Annotated in this window: 18 protein-coding genes; 10 read left to right on the top strand and 8 right to left on the bottom strand. The window is 65.8% G+C overall.

Annotated elements, in window-relative coordinates:
• Together ACE5CZ_RS03110 and ACE5CZ_RS03105 are read right to left on the bottom strand one after the other, a co-directional pair.
• Positions 1-210, bottom strand: a 210-nt coding sequence (locus ACE5CZ_RS03110; RefSeq protein ID WP_374945902.1) for a hypothetical protein, incomplete at its 3' end; no start/stop codon positions are given.
• A gap of 141 nt (positions 211-351) precedes the next feature.
• Positions 352-1,041 (bottom strand): hypothetical protein, encoded by a 690-nt coding sequence (locus ACE5CZ_RS03105; protein ID WP_374945901.1) that lies wholly within the window; start codon positions 1,039-1,041, stop codon positions 352-354.
• A gap of 186 nt (positions 1,042-1,227) precedes the next feature.
• Between ACE5CZ_RS03105 and ACE5CZ_RS03100 the strand changes: the two genes are divergently transcribed.
• Positions 1,228-1,692, top strand: a complete 465-nt coding sequence (locus ACE5CZ_RS03100) for an adenylyltransferase/cytidyltransferase family protein (protein ID WP_374945900.1) — start codon at positions 1,228-1,230, stop codon at positions 1,690-1,692.
• A gap of 463 nt (positions 1,693-2,155) precedes the next feature.
• Here ACE5CZ_RS03100 and ACE5CZ_RS03095 read toward each other — a convergent pair whose 3' ends face one another.
• Together ACE5CZ_RS03095 and ACE5CZ_RS03090 are read right to left on the bottom strand one after the other, a co-directional pair.
• Complete coding sequence (locus tag ACE5CZ_RS03095) at positions 2,156-2,359, bottom strand: hypothetical protein (protein ID WP_374945899.1); 204 nt, start codon at positions 2,357-2,359, stop codon at positions 2,156-2,158.
• A 94-nt stretch (positions 2,360-2,453) separates the two neighbouring features.
• A complete protein-coding gene (locus tag ACE5CZ_RS03090; RefSeq protein ID WP_374945898.1) occupies positions 2,454-2,909 on the bottom strand; it encodes an SRPBCC family protein in 456 nt (151 codons plus the stop codon).
• A gap of 137 nt (positions 2,910-3,046) precedes the next feature.
• Here ACE5CZ_RS03090 and ACE5CZ_RS03085 point away from each other — a divergent pair, with 137 nt between their 5' ends.
• On the top strand, positions 3,047-3,901 hold the full coding sequence (locus ACE5CZ_RS03085; protein ID WP_374945897.1) for an endonuclease/exonuclease/phosphatase family protein: 855 nt from the start codon (positions 3,047-3,049) through the stop codon (positions 3,899-3,901).
• Positions 3,902-3,910: 9 nt separating this feature from the next.
• Positions 3,911-4,522 (top strand): hypothetical protein, encoded by a 612-nt coding sequence (locus ACE5CZ_RS03080; RefSeq protein WP_374945896.1) that lies wholly within the window; start codon positions 3,911-3,913, stop codon positions 4,520-4,522.
• A 34-nt stretch (positions 4,523-4,556) separates the two neighbouring features.
• Here the strand turns inward: ACE5CZ_RS03080 and ACE5CZ_RS03075 are convergent, their stop codons facing one another.
• Positions 4,557-5,432 carry a hypothetical protein gene (locus tag ACE5CZ_RS03075; RefSeq protein WP_374945895.1) on the bottom strand — a complete coding sequence of 292 codons (876 nt, stop codon included), beginning with the start codon at positions 5,430-5,432 and terminating at the stop codon, positions 4,557-4,559.
• Positions 5,433-5,448: 16 nt separating this feature from the next.
• Positions 5,449-6,138: an endonuclease/exonuclease/phosphatase family protein gene (locus tag ACE5CZ_RS03070; protein ID WP_374945894.1), complete on the bottom strand. Its 690-nt coding sequence runs from the start codon at positions 6,136-6,138 to the stop codon at positions 5,449-5,451.
• A gap of 182 nt (positions 6,139-6,320) precedes the next feature.
• Between ACE5CZ_RS03070 and ACE5CZ_RS03065 the strand changes: the two genes are divergently transcribed.
• Together ACE5CZ_RS03065 and ACE5CZ_RS03060 are read left to right on the top strand one after the other, a co-directional pair.
• Positions 6,321-7,337 carry an LLM class flavin-dependent oxidoreductase gene (locus tag ACE5CZ_RS03065; RefSeq protein ID WP_374945893.1) on the top strand — a complete coding sequence of 339 codons (1,017 nt, stop codon included), beginning with the start codon at positions 6,321-6,323 and terminating at the stop codon, positions 7,335-7,337.
• An 847-nt stretch (positions 7,338-8,184) separates the two neighbouring features.
• Positions 8,185-8,364 (top strand): hypothetical protein, encoded by a 180-nt coding sequence (locus ACE5CZ_RS03060; protein ID WP_374945892.1) that lies wholly within the window; start codon positions 8,185-8,187, stop codon positions 8,362-8,364.
• A 435-nt stretch (positions 8,365-8,799) separates the two neighbouring features.
• On the opposite strand, the gene ACE5CZ_RS03055 is transcribed toward ACE5CZ_RS03060, so the two are convergent.
• Positions 8,800-9,366 carry a dihydrofolate reductase family protein gene (locus ACE5CZ_RS03055; RefSeq protein WP_374945891.1) on the bottom strand — a complete coding sequence of 189 codons (567 nt, stop codon included), beginning with the start codon at positions 9,364-9,366 and terminating at the stop codon, positions 8,800-8,802.
• Between the two features lie 121 nt (positions 9,367-9,487).
• Positions 9,488-10,711, bottom strand: a complete 1,224-nt coding sequence (locus tag ACE5CZ_RS03050; protein ID WP_374945890.1) for a hypothetical protein — start codon at positions 10,709-10,711, stop codon at positions 9,488-9,490.
• A 372-nt stretch (positions 10,712-11,083) separates the two neighbouring features.
• Between ACE5CZ_RS03050 and ACE5CZ_RS03045 the strand changes: the two genes are divergently transcribed.
• The 5 genes from ACE5CZ_RS03045 to ACE5CZ_RS03025 all read left to right on the top strand — a co-directional run.
• Positions 11,084-12,979, top strand: a complete 1,896-nt coding sequence (locus tag ACE5CZ_RS03045; protein ID WP_374945889.1) for an Hsp70 family protein — start codon at positions 11,084-11,086, stop codon at positions 12,977-12,979.
• 27 nt (positions 12,980-13,006) lie between these two features.
• Entirely contained in the window at positions 13,007-15,559 is a 2,553-nt protein-coding gene (locus ACE5CZ_RS03040; protein ID WP_374945888.1) for a LuxR C-terminal-related transcriptional regulator, read from the top strand.
• A 180-nt stretch (positions 15,560-15,739) separates the two neighbouring features.
• Positions 15,740-16,690 (top strand): IniB N-terminal domain-containing protein, encoded by a 951-nt coding sequence (locus ACE5CZ_RS03035; protein ID WP_374945887.1) that lies wholly within the window; start codon positions 15,740-15,742, stop codon positions 16,688-16,690.
• 105 nt (positions 16,691-16,795) lie between these two features.
• Positions 16,796-18,685: a dynamin family protein gene (locus tag ACE5CZ_RS03030; RefSeq protein ID WP_374945886.1), complete on the top strand. Its 1,890-nt coding sequence runs from the start codon at positions 16,796-16,798 to the stop codon at positions 18,683-18,685.
• A gap of 32 nt (positions 18,686-18,717) precedes the next feature.
• A partial coding sequence (locus ACE5CZ_RS03025; protein WP_374945903.1) for a dynamin family protein occupies positions 18,718-19,590 on the top strand: 873 nt, incomplete at its 3' end.

The raw sequence follows: 19,590 nt of genomic DNA, 5'->3' as shown, positions 1-19,590 counted from the left end.
GCCGATGATGACCTGCTGCCACACCACGCCGTCGATCTGCACAGTCGGCAGCGCATCTGCCGACACCGTCGTCGGGCTGGCGGGGCTCGTGGGGTCGAGCGGCTTGGAGTCGGCGATGGCCGGAGATGCCACGAGGGTGGCTGCGACGACCGCGATGGCTGTGGTCAGAACGAGAAGGGCTCGCGCCCTGCGAGTGCGCTGCTGTGACATGCGGTCCCCAGTGGTGGAATATGCGGCGATAAAGGAAAGTGATGAAAGCTCATAAATGCGAGCAGAACGAGTCCTGCCGTCAGGACGATATCAGCATGTCCCATAAATGAATATCCCTCATTTAGGGGGTGGGTAAAGTTTTCAGCTTGTGGGAGCGGCGCCTGCAAAGACAACGAACGGCACAGCGGCGAGATAGTCGAGCGTGATGCGCACATCGGAGCGCCCCTCGACGGGAACAGTGAAGACGTACGCTGCCGTGGCGCTGGCACCGGGTTCGAGCGACGCGGGAAATGCCACAATGTCGGGCCCGCCACTCAGCTCTGATGCGGGGTCGCTGTTCGCCCCCGAATCGACGGTCACCCTGGTGTTCTGCAAATCGATTGCCTGCTCGCCCGCATTGGCGATGGTGACCTCGAACCGGATGGCGGGTCCGCCCGATTCGCCGACACCCGCGGCGACGCCCGTGACCGAGGTGATCGCCCCGATCGACGCGGACACTCCCGGCACGATCTCGGCCGGCGAATCGAACGGATTCGGCTCCGAGGTGGCGCGCACGCCATCGCCGGCGTTCGTTGCGGGGGCCGACGTGGCTGTCGCATCCGGCGAGGGTGAAGAGGAGGGGGTCGGCGCCGACGTTGCGGTGCCGGTCGGGGTCACCGCCGTCGTGGCGGTGGAGTCGGCGGATGCGACAGCGGCCCAGATGATCGCACCGACCACCACGACGAGCAGGAGTGCCCCGAGCACGAGCATCCCGGTGCGAAATCGGCGAGGTCGCGTGTTCATCGGCGCACGCTGCGTCGAACCCGGGTCACCGACGTTCGAAGCGCTCATATCCTCATTCTTTCCACTGGCGTTACCGAGCATTCTTGCACGGGCGCACGCCCGTCTTCGTCGATCATCGACGGCCGACATACCCCCAGTGCAGGGGCGAACATGAGGAATACTTGATTTATCGGTTCGATGTCGGATAACGTTGCCACGAATTTTGATAATTACTCATCTATTAGTGGAGGGCCCGTGGTCACCAAGATCGGTTACGCCGCCGGGGCCTTCGACCTCTTCCACGTCGGTCACCTCAACATTCTCAGGCACGCCAAGAGCCAGTGCGACTACCTGATCGCCGGCGTCGTCTCCGACGAAATGCTCGTGCAGAACAAGGGCATCGCGCCTGTCATTCCCCTCGCCGAGCGACTCGAGATCGTCAGTCACATCTCCTACGTCGACCAGGCGCGGGCCGAGGTCGTTCCCGACAAGCTCGACACCTGGCGCGAGGTCGGATTCGACGTCTTCTTCAAGGGCGACGACTGGCGCGACACCGACAAGGGGCGCCGCCTCGAGGCGGAGTTCGCAGAGGTCGGCGTCGAAGTCGTCTACTTCCCCTACACCGCCCATACCTCGAGCACCAAACTCCGGCGCATCCTCGACCTCATGCTCGAACCCGAGTACGCACACTCGTCGACTGCACGCGCCTCTCGCAGCTGAAGCAGCCCGCGATCGCGATGCGGCTCGATCTCTTCGAACGGGAGAAAATCGCTCGCGACACCAGTCGGTCGTTGCCCTAGGGTAGAAGGCGGGGAGTGCGCGCGCGGCGGCATCCTCGTGGGGGATCACATGAGTCACGCGAGACACGACATGCCCGGGGTCGTTCTCGTGGCGCGTCCTGCCCCACACTACGACCAGCTGGCGCCTGAGTGCGGGGTTCGCTTCGCAGTCGATCTCGCACTGGCCGCAGGGTGCACGGTCGTGGCCTACGGCCTGTCGCTCGCGACACTCGTGACCCGTCGACGCCGTGTCACGCCGCCGAGGCCGCGCATTCGGTGAGAGAGAAGCGACATCGACGCGCGGGAGGCGTGGAAGGTGCCCTTTCATCTTGGGGGGTGAGCAGACACCTTCCACTCCTTCAAAGATAAGGATATCTCAGATATTTGTCGAGTCCGACATTCGCTCAGGCACTGAGACGACTCATGGCCTCTTCGGCTGATCGGTAGGGACCCGACCAGGCGCGTCCGGTGTGATCGTCGCTGAGCTTGGCGTGCCAGCCGTCTGTCATTTTGTAGACCGTCGCGAGGCGGGTCGTGGTGTCGTCGTCATCCGTCTGCAGGATGTATGCGCGGCGTGCGCCGTGGTGTTCGATGATGGTGGGGGTCATGATTCTCTTGTTCGGAGCGCTCTGCCGATCGGATTGCTCGCACAAAAACAGGCCACCCCGTCTTTCGACGGGATGGCCTGGGTGTGACGCCGGGTCAGGCCGAGACGTCGCCTCTCCAGGCGCCGTCGGGGTGCTGCTCCGACTCGATGTACTCCTTGAAATTCTTCAGATCTTTCTTCACCGCGTGACCGCCCACACCGACGGCCGAACCGATCTTCTCGAGCAGGCCAGTAGGCTCCCAGTCGAGCTGAACGGTCACGCGCGTCTCGGCGTCGGCGAGTTTGTGGAACGTGACGACGCCGGCGTGATCGACCTCGCCGCCCGTGCTGGTCCAGGCGACACGCTCGTCGGGGTGCTGCTCGGTGATGTTGGCCTCGAAGGTGCGCTCGACGCCGCCGACGCTCACCTTCCACTCGGTCAGCGTGTCGGTCACCTGCTGGATGGACTCGACCTCATCGAGAAACTTGGGGAACTCCTCGAACTGCGTCCACTGGTTGTACGCGACGGAGACGGGAACGGAAACGTCGACGGTCTCAATGATCTGAGGCATGAGAATAACTCCTTGATGTGCATTGTCAGCTTGTCGGAACGAGTTCGACGCTACGTCGCTCGGTGTCACCCTGGCCACCCCCTTGACGCATCACGCGCCGAGCAACAGCCGACCGGATTCCGGCCTACGCTGGCCCCATGACAGACGCCCCGATCTTCGGCGAAGCCCACGCGCCCGACCTGCACGTGATGACCTACAACATCCGGCGTCGTATGCGGCAGAATGCCCCGCGCAGCCCCGATCTGTGGTCGAGGCGGCAGCCGCTGGTGCGCCAGCTGCTGTCGCGCGAGCGCCCGACCGTTCTCGCTACTCAGGAGGCCCTGCCCGACCAGGCCCTTTTTCTCTCGGCCGTGCTCGGCCCGCACTACCGCCGAATCGGCTACGGTCGCAACGCCGACGGCACAGGCGAGGGGTGCCCGCTCTTCTACGACTCGCGTCGGCTGCACCTCGAGAACTGGCGTCAGCTCGCCCTGTCAGAGACTCCGGATGTCGCGGGGTCGCGTTCCTGGGGCAACATGATTCCGCGCGTCGCCGTCGTCGCCCACTTCGTCGATCGAAAGACCCGCGGGCCCCTACAGGTGATCAACGCCCACTTCGACCACATCTCGCGCAGGGCCCGACTGCGCTCGGCCGAGATGCTCGCAACTCTCGCATCGGCGAGCGACGAGCCCACCGTCGTGATGGGCGACACGAACACCGACGTCGGCACGGCTCCCTTCGAAGCCATCGCCGGCGACGCCGGGCCGCTGGTGGATGCCTGGGCCGCGGCCGACGTACGGCTCACTCCCCCGTGGGGAACGTTCTCGAACTACCGCGCGCCGAAGACCGGCACCAAACGCATCGACTGGATTCTCGTGAGCCCCGGAATTCATGTGCGTGAGGCGGCGATCAACACCTCGCGTTTCGACGGCGCCGCCGCATCCGACCACGAACCCGTGCAGGTGCTCGTGCGTTGTGGCAAGGCCCCGGTCGCAGAGGTCGAGGCCGGATAGTCTTCCACAGTGATCACCGAGACCTTCGTTCGGCGGCCGAGCGGCGCGGGCGAGGTGGCGGCCGATGCTCTGCGCGGGTTGGGCGTTCTGAGCGTCGTCGCGGGCGGAATCCATTGGGGATTCGTCGAGGTGGCGGTGTTCGCCCTGACTCTCCTGGGCATGCTGGTGCCCCGGTTTCTGGGTGTGCGCCCCGAATTCGACATCGCCGTCGGCGCGACCCTGCTGGTGGCCGCGTGGAGCGGAGTCTTCGAGCTGTACACCTCGATCGACTGGCTCGACATCGTGATCCACTTCGCGGCGAACGGGCTGCTCGCCGCGCTGATCTTCGTGGTGGCGGCGAAGAGCGGCGTCGTTGCAGCAGCGACGCCCGGAGCGGCCTCGCTGCTGCGCTCGGCCGTACTCACCACGGCGTTCGGGCTCGCTGCCGGGGTGCTGTGGGAGATGGGCGAATGGGCCGGCCACACCTTCATCGACACCGCCATCTTCGTGGGCTACACCGACACGATCGGCGACCTCGCCGTGGGCGGACTGGGTTCGCTCGTCGCCGGTCTCGGCATTCGCTGGCTCACCGCCCGAAGCCGGTGGGTCACCCGAAGTCGGCGGATCGGGCAGCGAGCCTGAACCCGTGCGCGGCGCCGCCCGTCAGCCGAGCCCGTCAGCCGAGCTGATCGAGCCGCTCCTGGGCCTGCTTGGCTCGCTTGCGGGCGCGAACCTCGGCTCGCTCCGCCGCCTTCCTGTCGCGCTCCCCGGCCTGAATGTCGTGGTACACCTCCGACAGTTCCGCCTCCACGCCACGCAACTGCTCTTCGATCTCGCCGCGCTCCGCCTCGAGTTCGGTGCGTCTGTTCGCGAGGTCGTCGAGCGCCCCCTCCAGCTCGTCGACCGACCGGTGCGCGTCCGTCACCTCGTCGAGGGCCACCCATGCCGCCGCCTCGGCGGCCTTTCGTTGCCGTTCAGCGACCGCCGGGTCGGCGGCGGATGCCCGGGGCCGCGCCGCGCGCGCCGGCTTGGCCGGCGAGCCCCCCTCGTGCGGCAGCGCGGCGGCGCCGTCGAGGCGCACGGGGTCCCATCCCGTGACGGCGAGGCCGCGCACCAGAAGCCCGTCGCGCACGAGAGCCGCGGCATCCACGTCTGTCATCGCCGCCTGCAGGGTCTGCGACACCTCGATCATCGCGGAGCCGCTGAGGGTGACGCCGGCGGCGTCGGAGAGTTCGCGAGCGCGAGACGATGCGCTCGACAGAAGCTTCTGCCGTTCGGCGCCGAGTGCCCGCAGGGCGACCGGATCGCCCTCGTCTTGGGCGCTGCGCAGTCGCTCGCCGAGTTCGAGCAGCTGATCGAAGAGCGCGCCGTCTTCGCGCACCAACGCCGTGACCGCCCAGGCCGGGGCCTGCGCCCGCGGCAACCGTTTGATCGCCGCGGCATCCGATCGCTGGGGGGCGTCGCGCGCCGCCGCGTTGCGAGCCGACGTGAACTCGGAGGGTGGCAGCTCGTACAGGGCCTGCGCCACCCGCCGAAGCTCACTCGAGATCATGCGCGTATACCCAGAACTAGTCGCCGACGACCTGCGCCATGTCGTATTCGGCTGTGACCAGAATCGGCAGGTGGTCGGAATCGCCCTGCGGAAGAGTCCTCACCTCGTCGATGCGGAAACCGTTCGAGGTGACGAAATCGAAGTGCCCGCGCACCCACTTGTAGCGCAGGTAGGTGACGCTGTCGCTCAGCGAGAGCTCGTAGCCCGAGTCCTTGATTCCGGCGCGCAGCTTGTTCTGGAACAGCGGGTAGTTGAAGTCGCCCACCATCAAGATGGGCAGGTCGACGCCGATGCGCTGCAGCTCTTCGTGGGCCGCGGTGATCTGGGTTCGGCGCAGAGAATTGGATGCCGTGAGCGGCGCGGCGTGGAACGACGCGGCGACGAACGCGCGCTCTGTCTGCCGATCGAGCAGGCGGGCACCCAGCAGACGCTGTGTGCCGGGCGACATGACCCGGTCGTGCATCGACTTCTTGAGAGTGAACGTGGTGCTGTCTTCGACCGAGAAGCGCTCGGCGCGGTAGTAGAGCGCGAGGCCCAGCCGGTTCTCGGTGGTGGCGTGCGACAGGGTGAGGTGTCCCATGGTCGAAGGCAGCGATGCGGTGTCGGCCTCTTGCACGCAGAAGATGTCGACATCGAAGTCGTCGGTCAGGGCTGCGAGTTCGCCACTGGCACTGTTGTTTCGCAGGTTGTAACTCAAAACGCGCATTCCGGATTGTCCTCTCGCAGTTCTGCTAGACGACAGACTATTCGTGACGGGCTGGGATTTGGATCGGTGGCGACTGTGCCGTGCGTTGTTCACGTCGCCTTAACGCGAGCGTCAACGCGAGCGTCGCGCGTGCGCGTCGTGCGTGCGCGTCGTGGAATACGCATCCGGTTTCATGCGTTTACATGCACATGAAGAGAATCGGGTTCCTCTCGTTCGGCCATTGGCAGTCCATCCCCGGATCGGTGACCCGCACGGCGGCGGACGCGCATCTGCAGATGATCGAGCTCGCGGTCGCGGCAGAGGAGATCGGGGTCGACGGCGCCTACATGCGCGTGCATCACTTCGCACGCCAGTTCGCCTCCCCCTTTCCGCTGCTCTCGGCGATGGCCGCCCGCACCTCGACGATCGAACTCGGCACGGGCGTGATCGACATGCGCTACGAGAACCCGCTCTATATGGCCGAGGAGGCCGCGACCGCCGACCTCATCTCGGGCGGCAGACTGCAGCTCGGAGTGAGCCGCGGGTCCCCCGAGACCGCTCTCCGCGGCTCCGAGTCGTTCGGTTTCGTGCCGCACGAGGGCGCGACGGATGCCGACCTCGCCCGCGCGCACACCGAGCTGTTCCGCGCGGCCATCACCGATGCCGGCGTGGCCATGAGCAATCCGCAGATGACAGGCGTGAGCCGGCCCCTCGGCATCCTGCCCCAGTCGCCGGGCCTGGCGGACCGCATCTGGTGGGGGTCGGGCACTCGGCAGACCGCGGTGTGGACAGCCGAGCAGGGTATGAACCTGATGAGCTCGACGCTGCTCTCCGAAGACACCGGAGTGCCGTTCGGTGATCTGCAGGCCGAGCAGATCGCCCTGTATCGCGCCGCCTGGAAAGAGGCCGGCTGGGGGCGGGAGCCGCGGGTGTCGGTGAGCCGCAGCATCCTGCCGATCACGAGCGACCAGGACCGCGCCTACTTCGGAGACATGACGCGCGACCGTGACGACCAGGTGGGCTACCTCGACAACGGAATCGCCCGCTTCGGCAAGAGCTACGTGGGCGAGCCGGATGCCATCGTGCGGGAGCTGCTTGAAGACGCGGCTGTTCGCGATGCCGACACGGTGCTCGTCACGATTCCCAACCAGTTGGGCGTCGACTACAACGCGCACCTGCTCGAGACGATCGTGAAGCACATAGCGCCCGCGCTCAGCTAGAAGTGAAAACTGGTGTGATGTCAAGAGATACGCGATCTAAGCGCGTCTCCTGGCAACGCGCGGCTCCTTCGCGTCATCACCGATTAACAGCTAGTCGGGTACTCGATAAGTTTCCGCGTACCCGACCAGCCGAATCCGACTATGCGGAGGCAATGCCTCCCATGAGGACCTGGACTCCTGCGACGAAGAAAGCGACTCCAACCGTGCAGGTCAACGAGTTGTCCGAGCACCAAGCCTGGGCCGCGTCGTAGGCCTCTGAAAGAGTCGTCCGAGGCGGCTGGGATGCAATGAAAGCAGCCATATTGAGCGAGCCTTGGTTCTCACCTGCGTAGTAATAGGTCACAGTACCCGCGCAATCAATCGCGTCTTGGACGTTCCACGCTTCGGTGCCATAACCGCGGTCGCAGGTGCGACTGTACTCCGACGTAGCCGCGGCCCTGGAGGCCATATCGGCTTGGCCTGTTTGGGGATCCGCGAGTGGTTGTATCGGAATGGCGGACGAGCGCGCGTTCAACGCCTCGGTGGCTGTTTGACCTACAGGGGCCAACGGCTGATCACCCGGTGTGGCGGCATTGGCTCCGGTGCTCGTTAGTGATACTGAGGCTGCGACAGCCACGGTCGAGATCACTAGCCACGTTTTCTTTGCCAGGAACATTTTGTCCCCCTCAGATACGGATCCATATGAATCCTGTTTCACAGGTCTACGCGCCTCGTATGGGGGATATCAAGATCCCGGGCCAACGGACGGCGCACTTTTGAGCCCGGGATCCCCGTAATCTCACGTCCGAGAACATTTTCTGTGAATCGACTGTGGAGCGTCTGCGACAAATCTCGGTACCGTTGACGTATGTCAGCAACCATGGCTCGTGTAGGTGTTGTGGCCGCAGTCGTACTGGTCCTTCTGGGCGTTGTGGTGATGATCATTGCTTCTGACTCCATCATCAGAGTCTTGGGAGTCGCGCTCTTCGTGCTGGGTACGGGACAGGCTGTAAACACCTACCGTCTCCATAAGAAGGTCAAGCAGTAGAGTCTGACTATCGAGCAGCGCGTCTCGGTGACGATCACGCCCGGCGGGACGTGACCCTAGTGCAGGCGTTCATGAGTGCAGCGATCTTCGATTTCAGCACCTCAAGGCGTTCCTGGTTTGGCCACATTTATTTCTCGACCGATGTGGTGAAACCCTCCCGGTAAACCGCTTGTTCAGCCCGCTCCAGAATGCGAGCCACCGCCGCGGATTCCACGTGTCGTGCGAGATTTCCGCGATGATTGCACGTGCCCTTTGCCGGGCTTGCAAGCGGAGGTCGAGACATACCTTCCGTACTTGAGTTGTCCATACATCGCTCCCCGTTCTTACCGCAGCGGAGGAGCCCCTTGAGCAACCATGAGTGGCGTTGTTGTGCCCATCCGCCGCCACGGGATGGGCGCTATGGCGCCACTCGAAATCGCGAACCGCGGATGCGCGTCAGCGGCGCGCGCGGTAGCGCAGGTAGGCGACTCCCGAGTCGAAGGCCCGGGTCTCGAGCAGCTCGAGGTCGACGCGCTGCTCGCCGCGGGCAAAGAACGGGAGTCCGCCGCCGACCAGCACGGGAAACACCCTGAGGTAGTACTCGTCGATGAGGCCCGGCGCGGCAGCCTCGGCGGCCAGGGTGGCGCCGCCGATCGCGATGTCGCCCTCATCCGGATCTGCGCGAAGCCGCTCGATCTCGTCGGCGAGAGAACCCGACGCGAGGCGGGCGTTGCCCCGCACTGTGGACAGGGTGGTCGAGAACACGACCTTCGGCAGGGCCTTCCATCTCGTCACCCACTCGCGGCGCGGCGCGGTGAGCGATTCGTCGTCTCCGTCCACGGTCTCCCAGTAGAGCATCGCCTCGTAGAGTCTGCGGCCCAGCAGGTGAACTCCGACCTCGCGAATCTCGTCGAGTGTGATGTCGAACACCTCATCGTCAAAACCTGGCCAGTCGAAGTCGCCGGCGGGCCCCTCGATGTAGCCGTCGAGTGAGACGCCCATCGAATAGGTCACGCGGCGCATAAGGCCTCTCTCTGTCTCGCTCTCTTGTGCGCCCGATAGTACGCAGAAGTCCCCGCCGCGGACTGTAGATACCGGTGTGCTGGCACCTACTGCCCGCAGCGGGGACTACTGCAGGGGAGAGCTACTCAGCCGTGCGACGACGCAGCAGGAAGGCTCCGGCTCCGGCGAGCAGCAGGCCGCCCGCGATGGAGATCGGCAGAACCGGTGCGAGCCCGGTGGCGGCGAGGGTCTTGCCACCCGCGGCGCCGGCCGCAACCGCCGGGTTGACCGGAACGATCGGAGCAGCGGCTACGGAGAAGCGCACGATGTTGCTCTGCGCGGACACCGATGCCTCGGAGTCCTCGGTCGCCTCCCGGGCAGCGATGGCGAACGTGACGTATTCGCCGATCGCAAGCGGGGTCTGAACGGCGAACTCGCCGTTCTCGTCGACCGTCGCCTCGAAGATCAGAACGCCTTCCGCGTCGACGACCGGCTCCGTCACAGGAACGGCACGGGCAGCACTGCCGGCGTCTTCGGCGTCTTCGGCGAGTTCGTCGTAGACCTGTGCTTCAGCGACCGCCACGGCGACGATGTCGCCGGGGGTACCGGTTCCGGTGATGGTCGACGGCGAGCCGAGAAGAATCTGACCCTCGGTCGGAGACGTGATCACCGGGGTGTCTGCAATGCAGTTCAGCGTGATGTCCTGTTCGGCCAGCACACGGTACGCTCCGTCTTCAGCGACGGAGCCGACCTCGACGTGCGTCGGGGTGTCCTCCTCGAGTGAGGTCGAGCGCACGCGCACCTCTTCAGGATCGAGCTGCCCGCCCTCGAGCGACACGTCGCCGGCGGTGAAGTAGTACTCCGTCACAGTGTCGCCCTCGGAGTTGTCGGCCGTCAGAAGTACGCCCGCGATATAACGAATGTCTTCGGCTCCGCCGGTGTCGAGCAGGCACGACGACTGGATGCTGCCGGTGACGTCGGGGCTGTAGTTGCCGACGCAGTCGACCGACGCGAGCTTATAGGCGAAGAGGCCGCCGTTGCCCGCGACCTGAACAGTGGTGTCCTCGTCCTCGGGCAGTTCGAGCACGGTGCGCTGACTCTGTCCCGGTGCCAGCGTGAGATTCTGTGTGACGACGAAGTTGACCCGGATCTCGTAGGTGAGCGTCTCGTCGGTGGTGGACGCGTTGCTCACGGTGAACGCGAGGCCGTCGACGGTGTCCGCGCCAGATGCGATGCCGCAGTTTCCGTCTTCGAAGGTGACCGAACCGGGAAGCGCCTGGGCCGGGGCCGCGCTGAATGCGACACCCGCTGCGGTGAGGGCTGCGACACCCAGCACCGCGAAAGTGCGCTTGAGAATTGACGTCATTGTTTCTAACTCCTGGTGGTTTGGAGCGTCATCGCGCTCTGGTGGGTTCGAGCCGCTGAACGCGTCACGTGAACCAAACTCACGGCCGGATTCGACGCCCCCATCGATACGACTGAACGCTATCAGGACATTCACATCTTCGTGAAAGTTTTCTCGGCCCTGACCAATCCGCCGAGCGACGCACTCCGGATAACGATCATGTGCCGCGCCTGCACATGCCCCCGTGGCAGGCGCGGTACACAGCCTCAATAGGGGTTTGCAGCGCAAACCCCTAAGAAAATGAGGGTTCCTACCCCTTTCTAATTGAATAAATCGGGACTAATACTTGTCCCGACGGGGGTCGATGATGACAACTCACTTTTTGGGGAGACGATGTCTTACGCATTGGGAATCGATGTCGGAACGAGTTTCACGGCGGCTGCCGTGGTGCGAACCGGCACCGACTTGGGCCTCGCAGACGCAACACTGCTGGCGCTGGGCGAACACTCGACGACGATTCCGTCGGTGGTCTTTATCGGCGATGATGGCGGAGTCTTCGTGGGCGAAGCGGCCGAGCGAAGAGCCACCGCCGCACCGGATCGCGTCATCCGCGAGTTCAAGCGGCGCATCGGCGACACCGTTCCCATAGTCGTCGGTGATCTCGCAATTGCTGCTGAAGACATCTACGCCACCGTTGTGCGCTGGGTCGTCGACCGTGCGGAGGAACGAGAGGGAACGCATCCCGATGCGATCACCATCTCGCATCCCGCGAACTGGGGAGCCTACAAGACCTCACTCGTGCGTGATGCACTGGCCGGAGTCGGTCTCGCCGACGTCTCGCTCGTCACCGAACCTCACGCCGCAGCGGTGCACTACGCCTCGCAGGAACGAGTGCCCAACGGCAGCGTCATCGCCGTGTACGACCTGGGCGGCGGCACCTTCGATACCGCAATCCTGCGCAAACTCGACGCGGGCACCTTCATGATGCTGGGCAAGCCCGAAGGCCTTGATCGACTCGGCGGAGTCGACTTCTACGACGCCGTCTTGCGGCATGTCACCGAAGGACTCGGGGATCGGATTTCGCAACTCGACCTCACCGACTCCACAGCGCTCGTCGCCCTGTCGCGCCTCCGCAGAGAATGCGTCGAGGCGAAGGAAGCCTTGTCTTACGACGGCGATGCGACGGTTGCCGTTCAGCTACCCGGCCTCCACACCCGCATCCGACTCGTGCGCGGCGAGTTCGAGGACCTCATCGCCGACCAGGTACGGGAGACCATCTCGGCGATGCGACACGCCCTCGACACCGCGAAACTCTCGGCCGATGACGTCTCATCGATCGTTCTGATCGGCGGCTCGTCGCGGATTCCCCTCATCACCGAGATGCTCTCCCAGGAATTCTGTCGGCCACTCGCGGTCGACGCGGATCCGAAAGCGTCGATCTCGCTCGGGGCCGCCCTGGTCGCCGGGGTACGACTCCTGCCGGTCGTGAGCCCTGTCGACGACTCGTCCGCGTCTGTGCACGGGGAGAAGAGCGACGTCGATTCGAGCGCGGCCGAACCGGCGATGGCGTCGAGCACCGCGCGAAGGCACCCCGCCCCGCCGCGCGCCGTGACGCCGGCGCCCGTTTCGATCGTGTCCCGCACGAGTGTTCGCATTCTCACTCTGGCGGCCGCGGGCGCGACGATCTTCGTGCTCGCGGGAACCGCATCCGGAATCTCGCCGAATACGACATTGGGCGCCGATGCCGCATCGGCGGCGGACTACACGCGCTGGCGCGGCCCGGCAAACGAGACCATGTCGATGTTCGCGGCACCCCAGGCGCAGGCTCCGGCCGAATCCACGGCCGACGACGAATCGGCTACCGGCGGCGGCGACTCGAACTCCTCGAATCCATTCGCGCTCCCTCGCCCGGGCACCTCGTCGAAAGACAAGAGCGGCTCGGGATCGAAGACAGAGTCGCCCGTGTCTTCGCCGTCGGACCCCGCGTCTCCAGGCGCGGCACCCGGCGCGGCGACGACTCCGGCCGCAGCGAACTCGATTCCTGCCGACGCGTCACCCGCCCAGCCGGTCGTCCCGACGACTCCGCTGGTGCCTACGCCCGACCCGGAACCTGCGCCGGATCCCGTTCCCACACCCGACCCGACCCCCGAACCCCAGCCCGACCCCGAACCTCAACCGGACCCCGAGCCCGCGACCCCGCCCTCCGAGGAGCCGTTGTCGACTGCGACTCTCGCTCCCGAGCCCGGGCCGACACCACCTTCAGAGGAATTCACGGGCTCGGCGGTATAGCCGGTGTATTCGCTGCGGAGCACTGAGTTGTCCCCTGCCGGCCCGTCTCGGACTTCCGCGAGCGACCTCCTCGCAGAGGTTCGTGCGAGCCCGGCCGACCGGATCGTCGCCGGTGTCGTCGGCATGGGCGGCGTCGGCAAGAAGACTCTCCTCGACGACATCGAACGCAACTACCGGGCGGCCGGCCTCGCGGTGCACCGAGGGGTCGACGGGCTTCGAGGTGCTGCTCTCACCGCCGACGCACTGCTCGTCGACGACGCCCACGACCTCAGCGACGACGAGGTGCAGCAGCTGCACGAGGTACTCGACCGGGGCGAGGCGAGCCTCATCGTCAGCTTTCGCATGTGGCCACGAAGCGACGCGCTCGCGCGGCTCATCCGCAGTCTGGAACGAGAGCGGCCGACCGCGCAGCTGGGCGTGATGACGACCCGGGAGGTGTCCGACCAGCTCCGCGTGGCTGCGGGGGCCGCCGTCTCGCCCGCGTTCGCGAAGACCATCACCGAGGTGACGGGCGGCATGCCATGGCTCGTGCACCGAGTCGTCGACGGCATCCGTCACGACGGCCGCAGCGTCTTCGAGCAGACTTCTGTGCCCGACGCCGTGGTCGACCAGCTCTCCCTCGAGTTGGCAGGCGTCGGCGACGACCTGCACGATCTTCTGCTTGCCCTCGCCATCGGTTTCACAATTACCGATCGACTATCCGATGTCCTCCGGGCGAACGAGGTGCAGGTGCAGCGATTGGTGGCCGAGGCGACCTACAGCGGGGTCCTCCTGGCGAATGGCTCGCCGATTCCGCTGGTGAAGCAGGCGATTCTGCGGACCGCACCCGGTCGACGCGTCGACGAGTTGCGGCGCGAACTGGTCGACTCACTCATTTCGTCTGGCAGGTCACTCGAACACGTGGCCCATCAGTTGGTGAGCGACGGTGTGCGCGACCCTCGTCTGCTGGCGGCACTCGAGTCCGCAGCAGACCACATTCTCTCCAGCAATCCCGACGCGGCCGCCCAGCTCTACGCCGTGGCGGCGACCGGCGACGACGCCTCCGGCCGAACGGTGGCCCGGCGCGCACAGGCCGCGTGGGCCGTCGGCGATCTCGACGAAGCCGGCCGTCTCCTCGACGAACTCCTCGGCCTCGATGATCCGCCCGACGTCGTGAGGGGAGCCCAGGTGGCGGCAGCCGTCTGGGCAGAGCGCGGCATGATGGAGCGCAGCGCCGACATCTTCCGCTGGTTGGGGAGCGACCGGGCAGGAGCTCAGGCCCCACTGGGCGACGTCGCCATGATCGCCTCCGGCGACATGGCAGGTGCTATCACTATGGCGGCGCATCGCGCGCCCGCCTCGCCGACCACCCTGGGGGTGACGGTTCGATTGATGGGCGACGGAATCCGGGCCTCGGTCGGAGCCGAACCGGAGCGAGCTCTTTCGACGCTCGTCCGAGCCTCCGACACCATGGCGGCGGCGCACTGCTCCACGCCGTTCCCTGACTCGCCGGCCGCCCTGGCCGCGATCGTGGCGTTGCACCTCGGTGACCTCGAGGTCGCCACTGCGGTGCTCGACGATGCCCTGTCGGGCGAGCAGGCGCCGCCTCAGCTGTTCAATCGCCTGGTATTACTGCGCGCCTGGGCTTCGATGCAGGCCGATCGGCTCGAGGAGGCGCGGGGGTACGTCGGCCGCGTACGCCTCGAACGCCTGAATCAGCGGGACGAATTCGTGCTGCGCGCACTGGAGATCGGAATCGCCCGACGATCGGATGATCACTTCGAACTGTCGGTCGCCTGGCGCCGGGCCCGTGCCGTGCTGATGCATGTCACGGTCGACCTCTTCAACCTCCTGCCGCTTGGCGAGATGATGATCGCAGCCGCCCGATTGGCCGACTCACACAGGCTCACCGAGCACGTCGCCGCTGCCTGGATCCTGCTGAAGAAGGTCGACGATCCGCCCCTGTGGTCGATCTGCCTGCACTGGTCGTCGATCCAGGCCGCCATCCTCGCCGAACGTCCGGCCGACATCGCTGTGCACAGCGCTGCGCTTGCACGGTTCGCGCAGACCAGCCGTCTCGCGTCGATCATCGCCTCCGGAACGAAAGGGTGGGTGCAGGTGCTTGCACAGAACGTTCAAGCGGCTCCGATCGAACATGCCGCTCGGGCCCTTGCGGCCGCCGGATTCCCCTGGGACGGGGCACGTCTCGCGGGCCATGCAGCCGTACGTGTCGAAGAACGACGGGACATGGCGCGACTGCTGGCATGCGCTCGGGATCTGAGAGGCGGCGAACCGGCTCCCAGCCCGGCGACGGACACCGCGACTGCGCGGCCTCGCCAACCGCAAGGAATCGCGCAGCCGCGGGGCGAGTCCGCCCGCGACGATTCCGGCCTGTCTGCCCGCGAGCGCGAGGTTGCACGGCTCGTGTTGGCGGGCAAGACCTACCGCGAGATCGGCGAAACGATCTTCATCTCGGCCCGCACTGCCGAGCACCACATCGCCAGGATCCGGCGCCAACTGGGCGCCACGAACCGATCCGATCTCCTGGCTCAACTCCGCATCGCCCTGGGCAGCGACAACACCGATGATCCCCCCGGATGAAAACCCCTGACCCCCTAGTGGGTTCACCGACGATCCCTCATGGAGGGGGATTCGGCTAGGGGGTCTTCGCCCGATGAGGCGCTGGGGCCTCCGCTCGTAGCGTGTACCCCATCACCTCGACAGAGGAAGACGCACCACACAATCCGTATCCACCATGCGTATCCAACGAAGGAAAATCTCATGCCCACGATCACCACCACCCTGCTCGACTTCCTCCTCAACCTCTTCCAGAACCAGGACGCCGCCGACGACTTCGCGGCCGACCCGGAAGGCGCCCTCTCGTTCGCCGGACTCGGCGGAGTCTGCGGCGAAGATGTCGACGCCGTCCTCCCCGTCGCACTCGACCACGCCGGAGTGACCGCAGTCGCCGGCGGAGCCGGTGCCGGCGCATGGGCCGGAGCCGGTGGAGCAGCCACCTGGGCCAAAGCTGCCGCAGTGAAGGCAGGCACCATGACCCCCGCTGTGACGCCGGCCGCCGACCACGCAGCCGCCGTGCAGCAGCTGCTGAGCGTCGCGAACAGCTACACCTACACGTCGGTCGACGACCACTCCGTCAACTCCGACAGCTCGGTCAACACGGCCATCTCGTTCGATGGTGAAGGCGACTTCGACCTCGACTTCGATGTCGACAACGACACCGATATCGACGTCGACAACTCCGAGGACAACTCGATCAACGACTCGTTCAACACCGACATCGACCTCGACGACGTGGGCAACACAGACACCACGATCGACATCTCCGACTCGGGCAACGACTCGTCGGACAACTCCGACAACTCGGACAACTCCGACAACTCGGACAACTCCGACAACTCGGACAACTCGGACAACAGCGACAACTCCGACAACTCGGACAACAGCGACAACTCGGACAACAGCGACAACTCGCTCAATGTCGACGCCGACGTCGACCTGTCGGACAACAGCGACAACTCGATCAACGACTCGGGCAACACCGACAACTCGATCGACGTCGACGCCGATGTCGACCTGTCGGACAACTCCGACAACAGCGACAACAGCGACAACTCGGTCAACGACTCGGGCAACACGCTCAACGACAACGACCTGGTTGACGGCGACGTCGACGTGGCCGTCGACGCTGACGTCGACCTGCTGCCGCTGTAAGCAGTTCGCGCACTCACAACCGAAAACGCAGCACCCGCCACAGCGGCCCAGCAGGAGACTCGTTCTCCTGCTGGGCTCGTGGCGTTCACCGTCGAAGGAGACACCATGGTCGAGTTGATCGCGCTTGTGAAGCAGGGGATGGCCCTGGCCACGAATGGAGGTCGTGCCGACCTCGTGCGACGACTCGAGCACACCGAGCAACGCCTCCTCGACCCGAACATCCGCGTGATCGTCGTGGGCGAGTTCAAACAGGGCAAGAGCCAGTTCGTGAACGCGCTGGTGAATGCGCCGGTGTGCCCCGTCGACGATGACATCGCCACCTCCGTGCCGACGGTCGTGCGCTATGGAGAGAAGGCTTCGGCAGCAATCGTCACCGCACCCGGGGCACGCTCGGCCTCGTCGGCCTCGTTCGGCCCGGAGGGTGTGGCCACGGAGCGCCACGAGGTCGACATCAACGACCTCGCCTCCTACGTTTCCGAGCGCGGCAATCCCGGCAACAACCGCCGACTCACGAGCGCCGAGGTCTGCCTGCCCCGGTCCATCCTGTCGCGCGGCCTCATCGTCATCGACTCCCCCGGGGTCGGCGGCCTCGACTCCGCTCACTCGCTGGCGACGCTCACGGCCCTGCCGACCGCCGATGCCATGCTCCTGGTGTCGGACGCCTCGCAGGAGCTCACCGAACCGGAGGTGCAGTTTCTGCGCCAGGCGATGCGAATCTCCCCGAACGTCGCGTGCGTGCTGAGCAAGACCGATCTCTATCCCGAGTGGCGCCGAGTGGCCGAACTCGACCGAGGCCACCTCGACCGGGTGCGCGACGACATCCCCCTCTTCTCTCTGTCGTCGGATCTGCGGCTGCACGCGGCTCGACTCAACGACGCAGAGCTGAACGTCGAGTCGGGTTTTCCTCCGCTGATAACCTTCCTCCGCGACCAGGTCGTCGGGCAGGCCGAGAAGATCCAGAAGCGCTCGACGGCGCAGGACCTGCTCTCGACGACAGAACATCTGCGCCTCGCCCTGCAGTCCGAGTTGAGCGCGCTGACCGACCCGCAGGGAACCCCGAAACTGTTGGCCGATCTCGAGGCGGCCAAAGATCATGCCACAGAGCTGCGCCGCAAGACGTCTCGCTGGCAGATCACCCTGAGCGACGGCATGGCCGACCTGATCAGCGACATGGAGCACGACCTGCGCGACCGGATGCGCAGCATCCAGCGCGAGGCCGAGGCATCCATCGACGAGGGCGACCCGGCACCGACCTGGGAGCAGATGATCGACTGGCTCGAACAACGCGTGGCCGCGGCCATCTCCGACACGTTCGTGTGGACGAACGAACGCTCGGTGTGGCTCGCGAGCCTCGTGGCCGAGCATTTCTCGCGAGACGAGGTGCCCCTTCCCACCCTGCACGTCGACAACACCGACGACGTGCTCGAGTCGGTCGAGCTCGTGCCGATGCTCGACGACGGGCGCATCGGGGTCGTGCAGAAGGTGCTGATCGGCATGCGTGGTTCCTACGGAGGCGTGCTCATGTTCGGCCTTCTCACCGGCATCGTCGGCATGGCGCTGATCAACCCGTTCTCCATCGCCGCGGGCGTGCTCATCGGCGGCAAGGCCTACAAAGACGACAAGTCCGCGCGGCTGAAGAGGCGTCAGGCAGAGGCGAAGATCCTCGTACGGCGGCAGATGGACGACGTGATCTTCCAAGTCGGCAAACAGTTGAAAGACCGGATGCGGCTGGTTCAGCGAACGACGCGGGATCATTTCACAGAGATCGCCGACGAGAGCCTCAGGTCGCTGAGCGACTCCGTGCTGGCTGCGCAAAAGGCGGCGACCACCTTCACCGCCGAGCGTGAGCAGCGCGCGAAAGAGCTTCGGATCGAGCTCAAGAAGGTGGAAGACCTGGCTGCGCACGCGCGCGCGCTCGAGCCACGTCATAAAACACAGGCGACAGAAGACGCATCCGTCGCCGCAGCCGCCCGCCTCGCACCCGTGCGGATCTGACCGTGAGGCTCGTCGACAGCTCCCCTCAGGGCATGCACCCGGTCGCCGCAGATGCCGCGCGTCTCGTGTCCGACGCGCTGCACGTGTACGAGGGCGACGATGAGGCGCGCCGCGTGCTCCTGGCGCACGCCGCGCGACTCGACGAGCCCTTGCGCGTCGCCGTCGCCGGCATGGTCAAGGCAGGCAAATCGACGCTCCTGAACGCGATCATCGGCGAGGAGATCGCGCCGACCGACACCGGGGAATGCACCCGTGTGGTCACCTGGTACCGGTACGGGCATTCCCCACGCGTCACCCTCCATCCCGTCGTGGGCGAGCCGCGCATCCTTCCGATCGTGCGCCTGCACGGACGCCTCGTGTTCGACCTCGGAGGACTGCTGGCCGACGACGTGCAACGCCTCGTCGTGCACTGGCCATCGGCTGCCCTCCGCACGATCACGCTCATCGACACCCCCGGCATCGCGTCGCTCTCGACAGATGTCTCCGTGCGCACAGCACGGTTTCTCACGCCCGAGGGCTCACCCTCCGAGGCGGATGCGATCATCTACCTGATGCGGCACATGCACGCCGCCGACATCCGGTTTCTCGAGTCGTTCCGCGACACGACGAGCGGCACGTCTGGAACAGTGAACGCTCTGGCCGTGCTGTCGCGTGCCGACGAGATCGGCGCAGGCCGCATCGATTCGCTCCTCTCGTCGCGTGACATCGCCGACCGCTACCGGCATGACGCGACCCTCCGTGCCCTCAGCCTGGGCATCGTTCCTGTAGCGGGTCTCCTCGCTCAATCCGCCCGCACCCTGCGGCAATCCGAGTTCGCAGCCCTGCGCATCCTCGCCGGTCTCGACAGGGCCGATCGCGAGTTGCTGCTGCTCTCGGCCGATCGCTTCACCCGGGCCGACCCCCGC

It is taken from the genome of Agreia sp. (assembly GCF_964263775.1).
Lineage (GTDB): Bacteria > Actinomycetota > Actinomycetes > Actinomycetales > Microbacteriaceae > Agreia.
Note: the sequence above shows the minus strand (reverse complement) of the source record. Positions and strands in the feature narration are given on the sequence as shown.

Bases quoted from the DNA above. Each gene is read 5' to 3' on its own strand.
- ACE5CZ_RS03095 (WP_374945899.1), bottom strand. From the start codon at position 2,359: ATGACCCCCACCATCATCGAACACCACGGCGCACGCCGCGCATACATC.
- ACE5CZ_RS03035 (WP_374945887.1), top strand. From the start codon at position 15,740: ATGCCCACGATCACCACCACCCTGCTCGACTTCCTCCTCAACCTCTTC.
- ACE5CZ_RS03065 (WP_374945893.1), top strand. From the start codon at position 6,321: ATGCACATGAAGAGAATCGGGTTCCTCTCGTTCGGCCATTGGCAGTCC.
- ACE5CZ_RS03055 (WP_374945891.1), bottom strand. From the start codon at position 9,366: ATGCGCCGCGTGACCTATTCGATGGGCGTCTCACTCGACGGCTACATC.
- ACE5CZ_RS03030 (WP_374945886.1), top strand. From the start codon at position 16,796: ATGGTCGAGTTGATCGCGCTTGTGAAGCAGGGGATGGCCCTGGCCACG.
- ACE5CZ_RS03060 (WP_374945892.1), top strand. From the start codon at position 8,185: ATGTCAGCAACCATGGCTCGTGTAGGTGTTGTGGCCGCAGTCGTACTG.
- ACE5CZ_RS03090 (WP_374945898.1), bottom strand. From the start codon at position 2,909: ATGCCTCAGATCATTGAGACCGTCGACGTTTCCGTTCCCGTCTCCGTC.
- ACE5CZ_RS03085 (WP_374945897.1), top strand. From the start codon at position 3,047: ATGACAGACGCCCCGATCTTCGGCGAAGCCCACGCGCCCGACCTGCAC.
- ACE5CZ_RS03045 (WP_374945889.1), top strand. From the start codon at position 11,084: ATGTCTTACGCATTGGGAATCGATGTCGGAACGAGTTTCACGGCGGCT.
- ACE5CZ_RS03070 (WP_374945894.1), bottom strand. From the start codon at position 6,138: ATGCGCGTTTTGAGTTACAACCTGCGAAACAACAGTGCCAGTGGCGAA.
- ACE5CZ_RS03105 (WP_374945901.1), bottom strand. From the start codon at position 1,041: ATGAGCGCTTCGAACGTCGGTGACCCGGGTTCGACGCAGCGTGCGCCG.
- ACE5CZ_RS03075 (WP_374945895.1), bottom strand. From the start codon at position 5,432: ATGATCTCGAGTGAGCTTCGGCGGGTGGCGCAGGCCCTGTACGAGCTG.
- ACE5CZ_RS03050 (WP_374945890.1), bottom strand. From the start codon at position 10,711: ATGACGTCAATTCTCAAGCGCACTTTCGCGGTGCTGGGTGTCGCAGCC.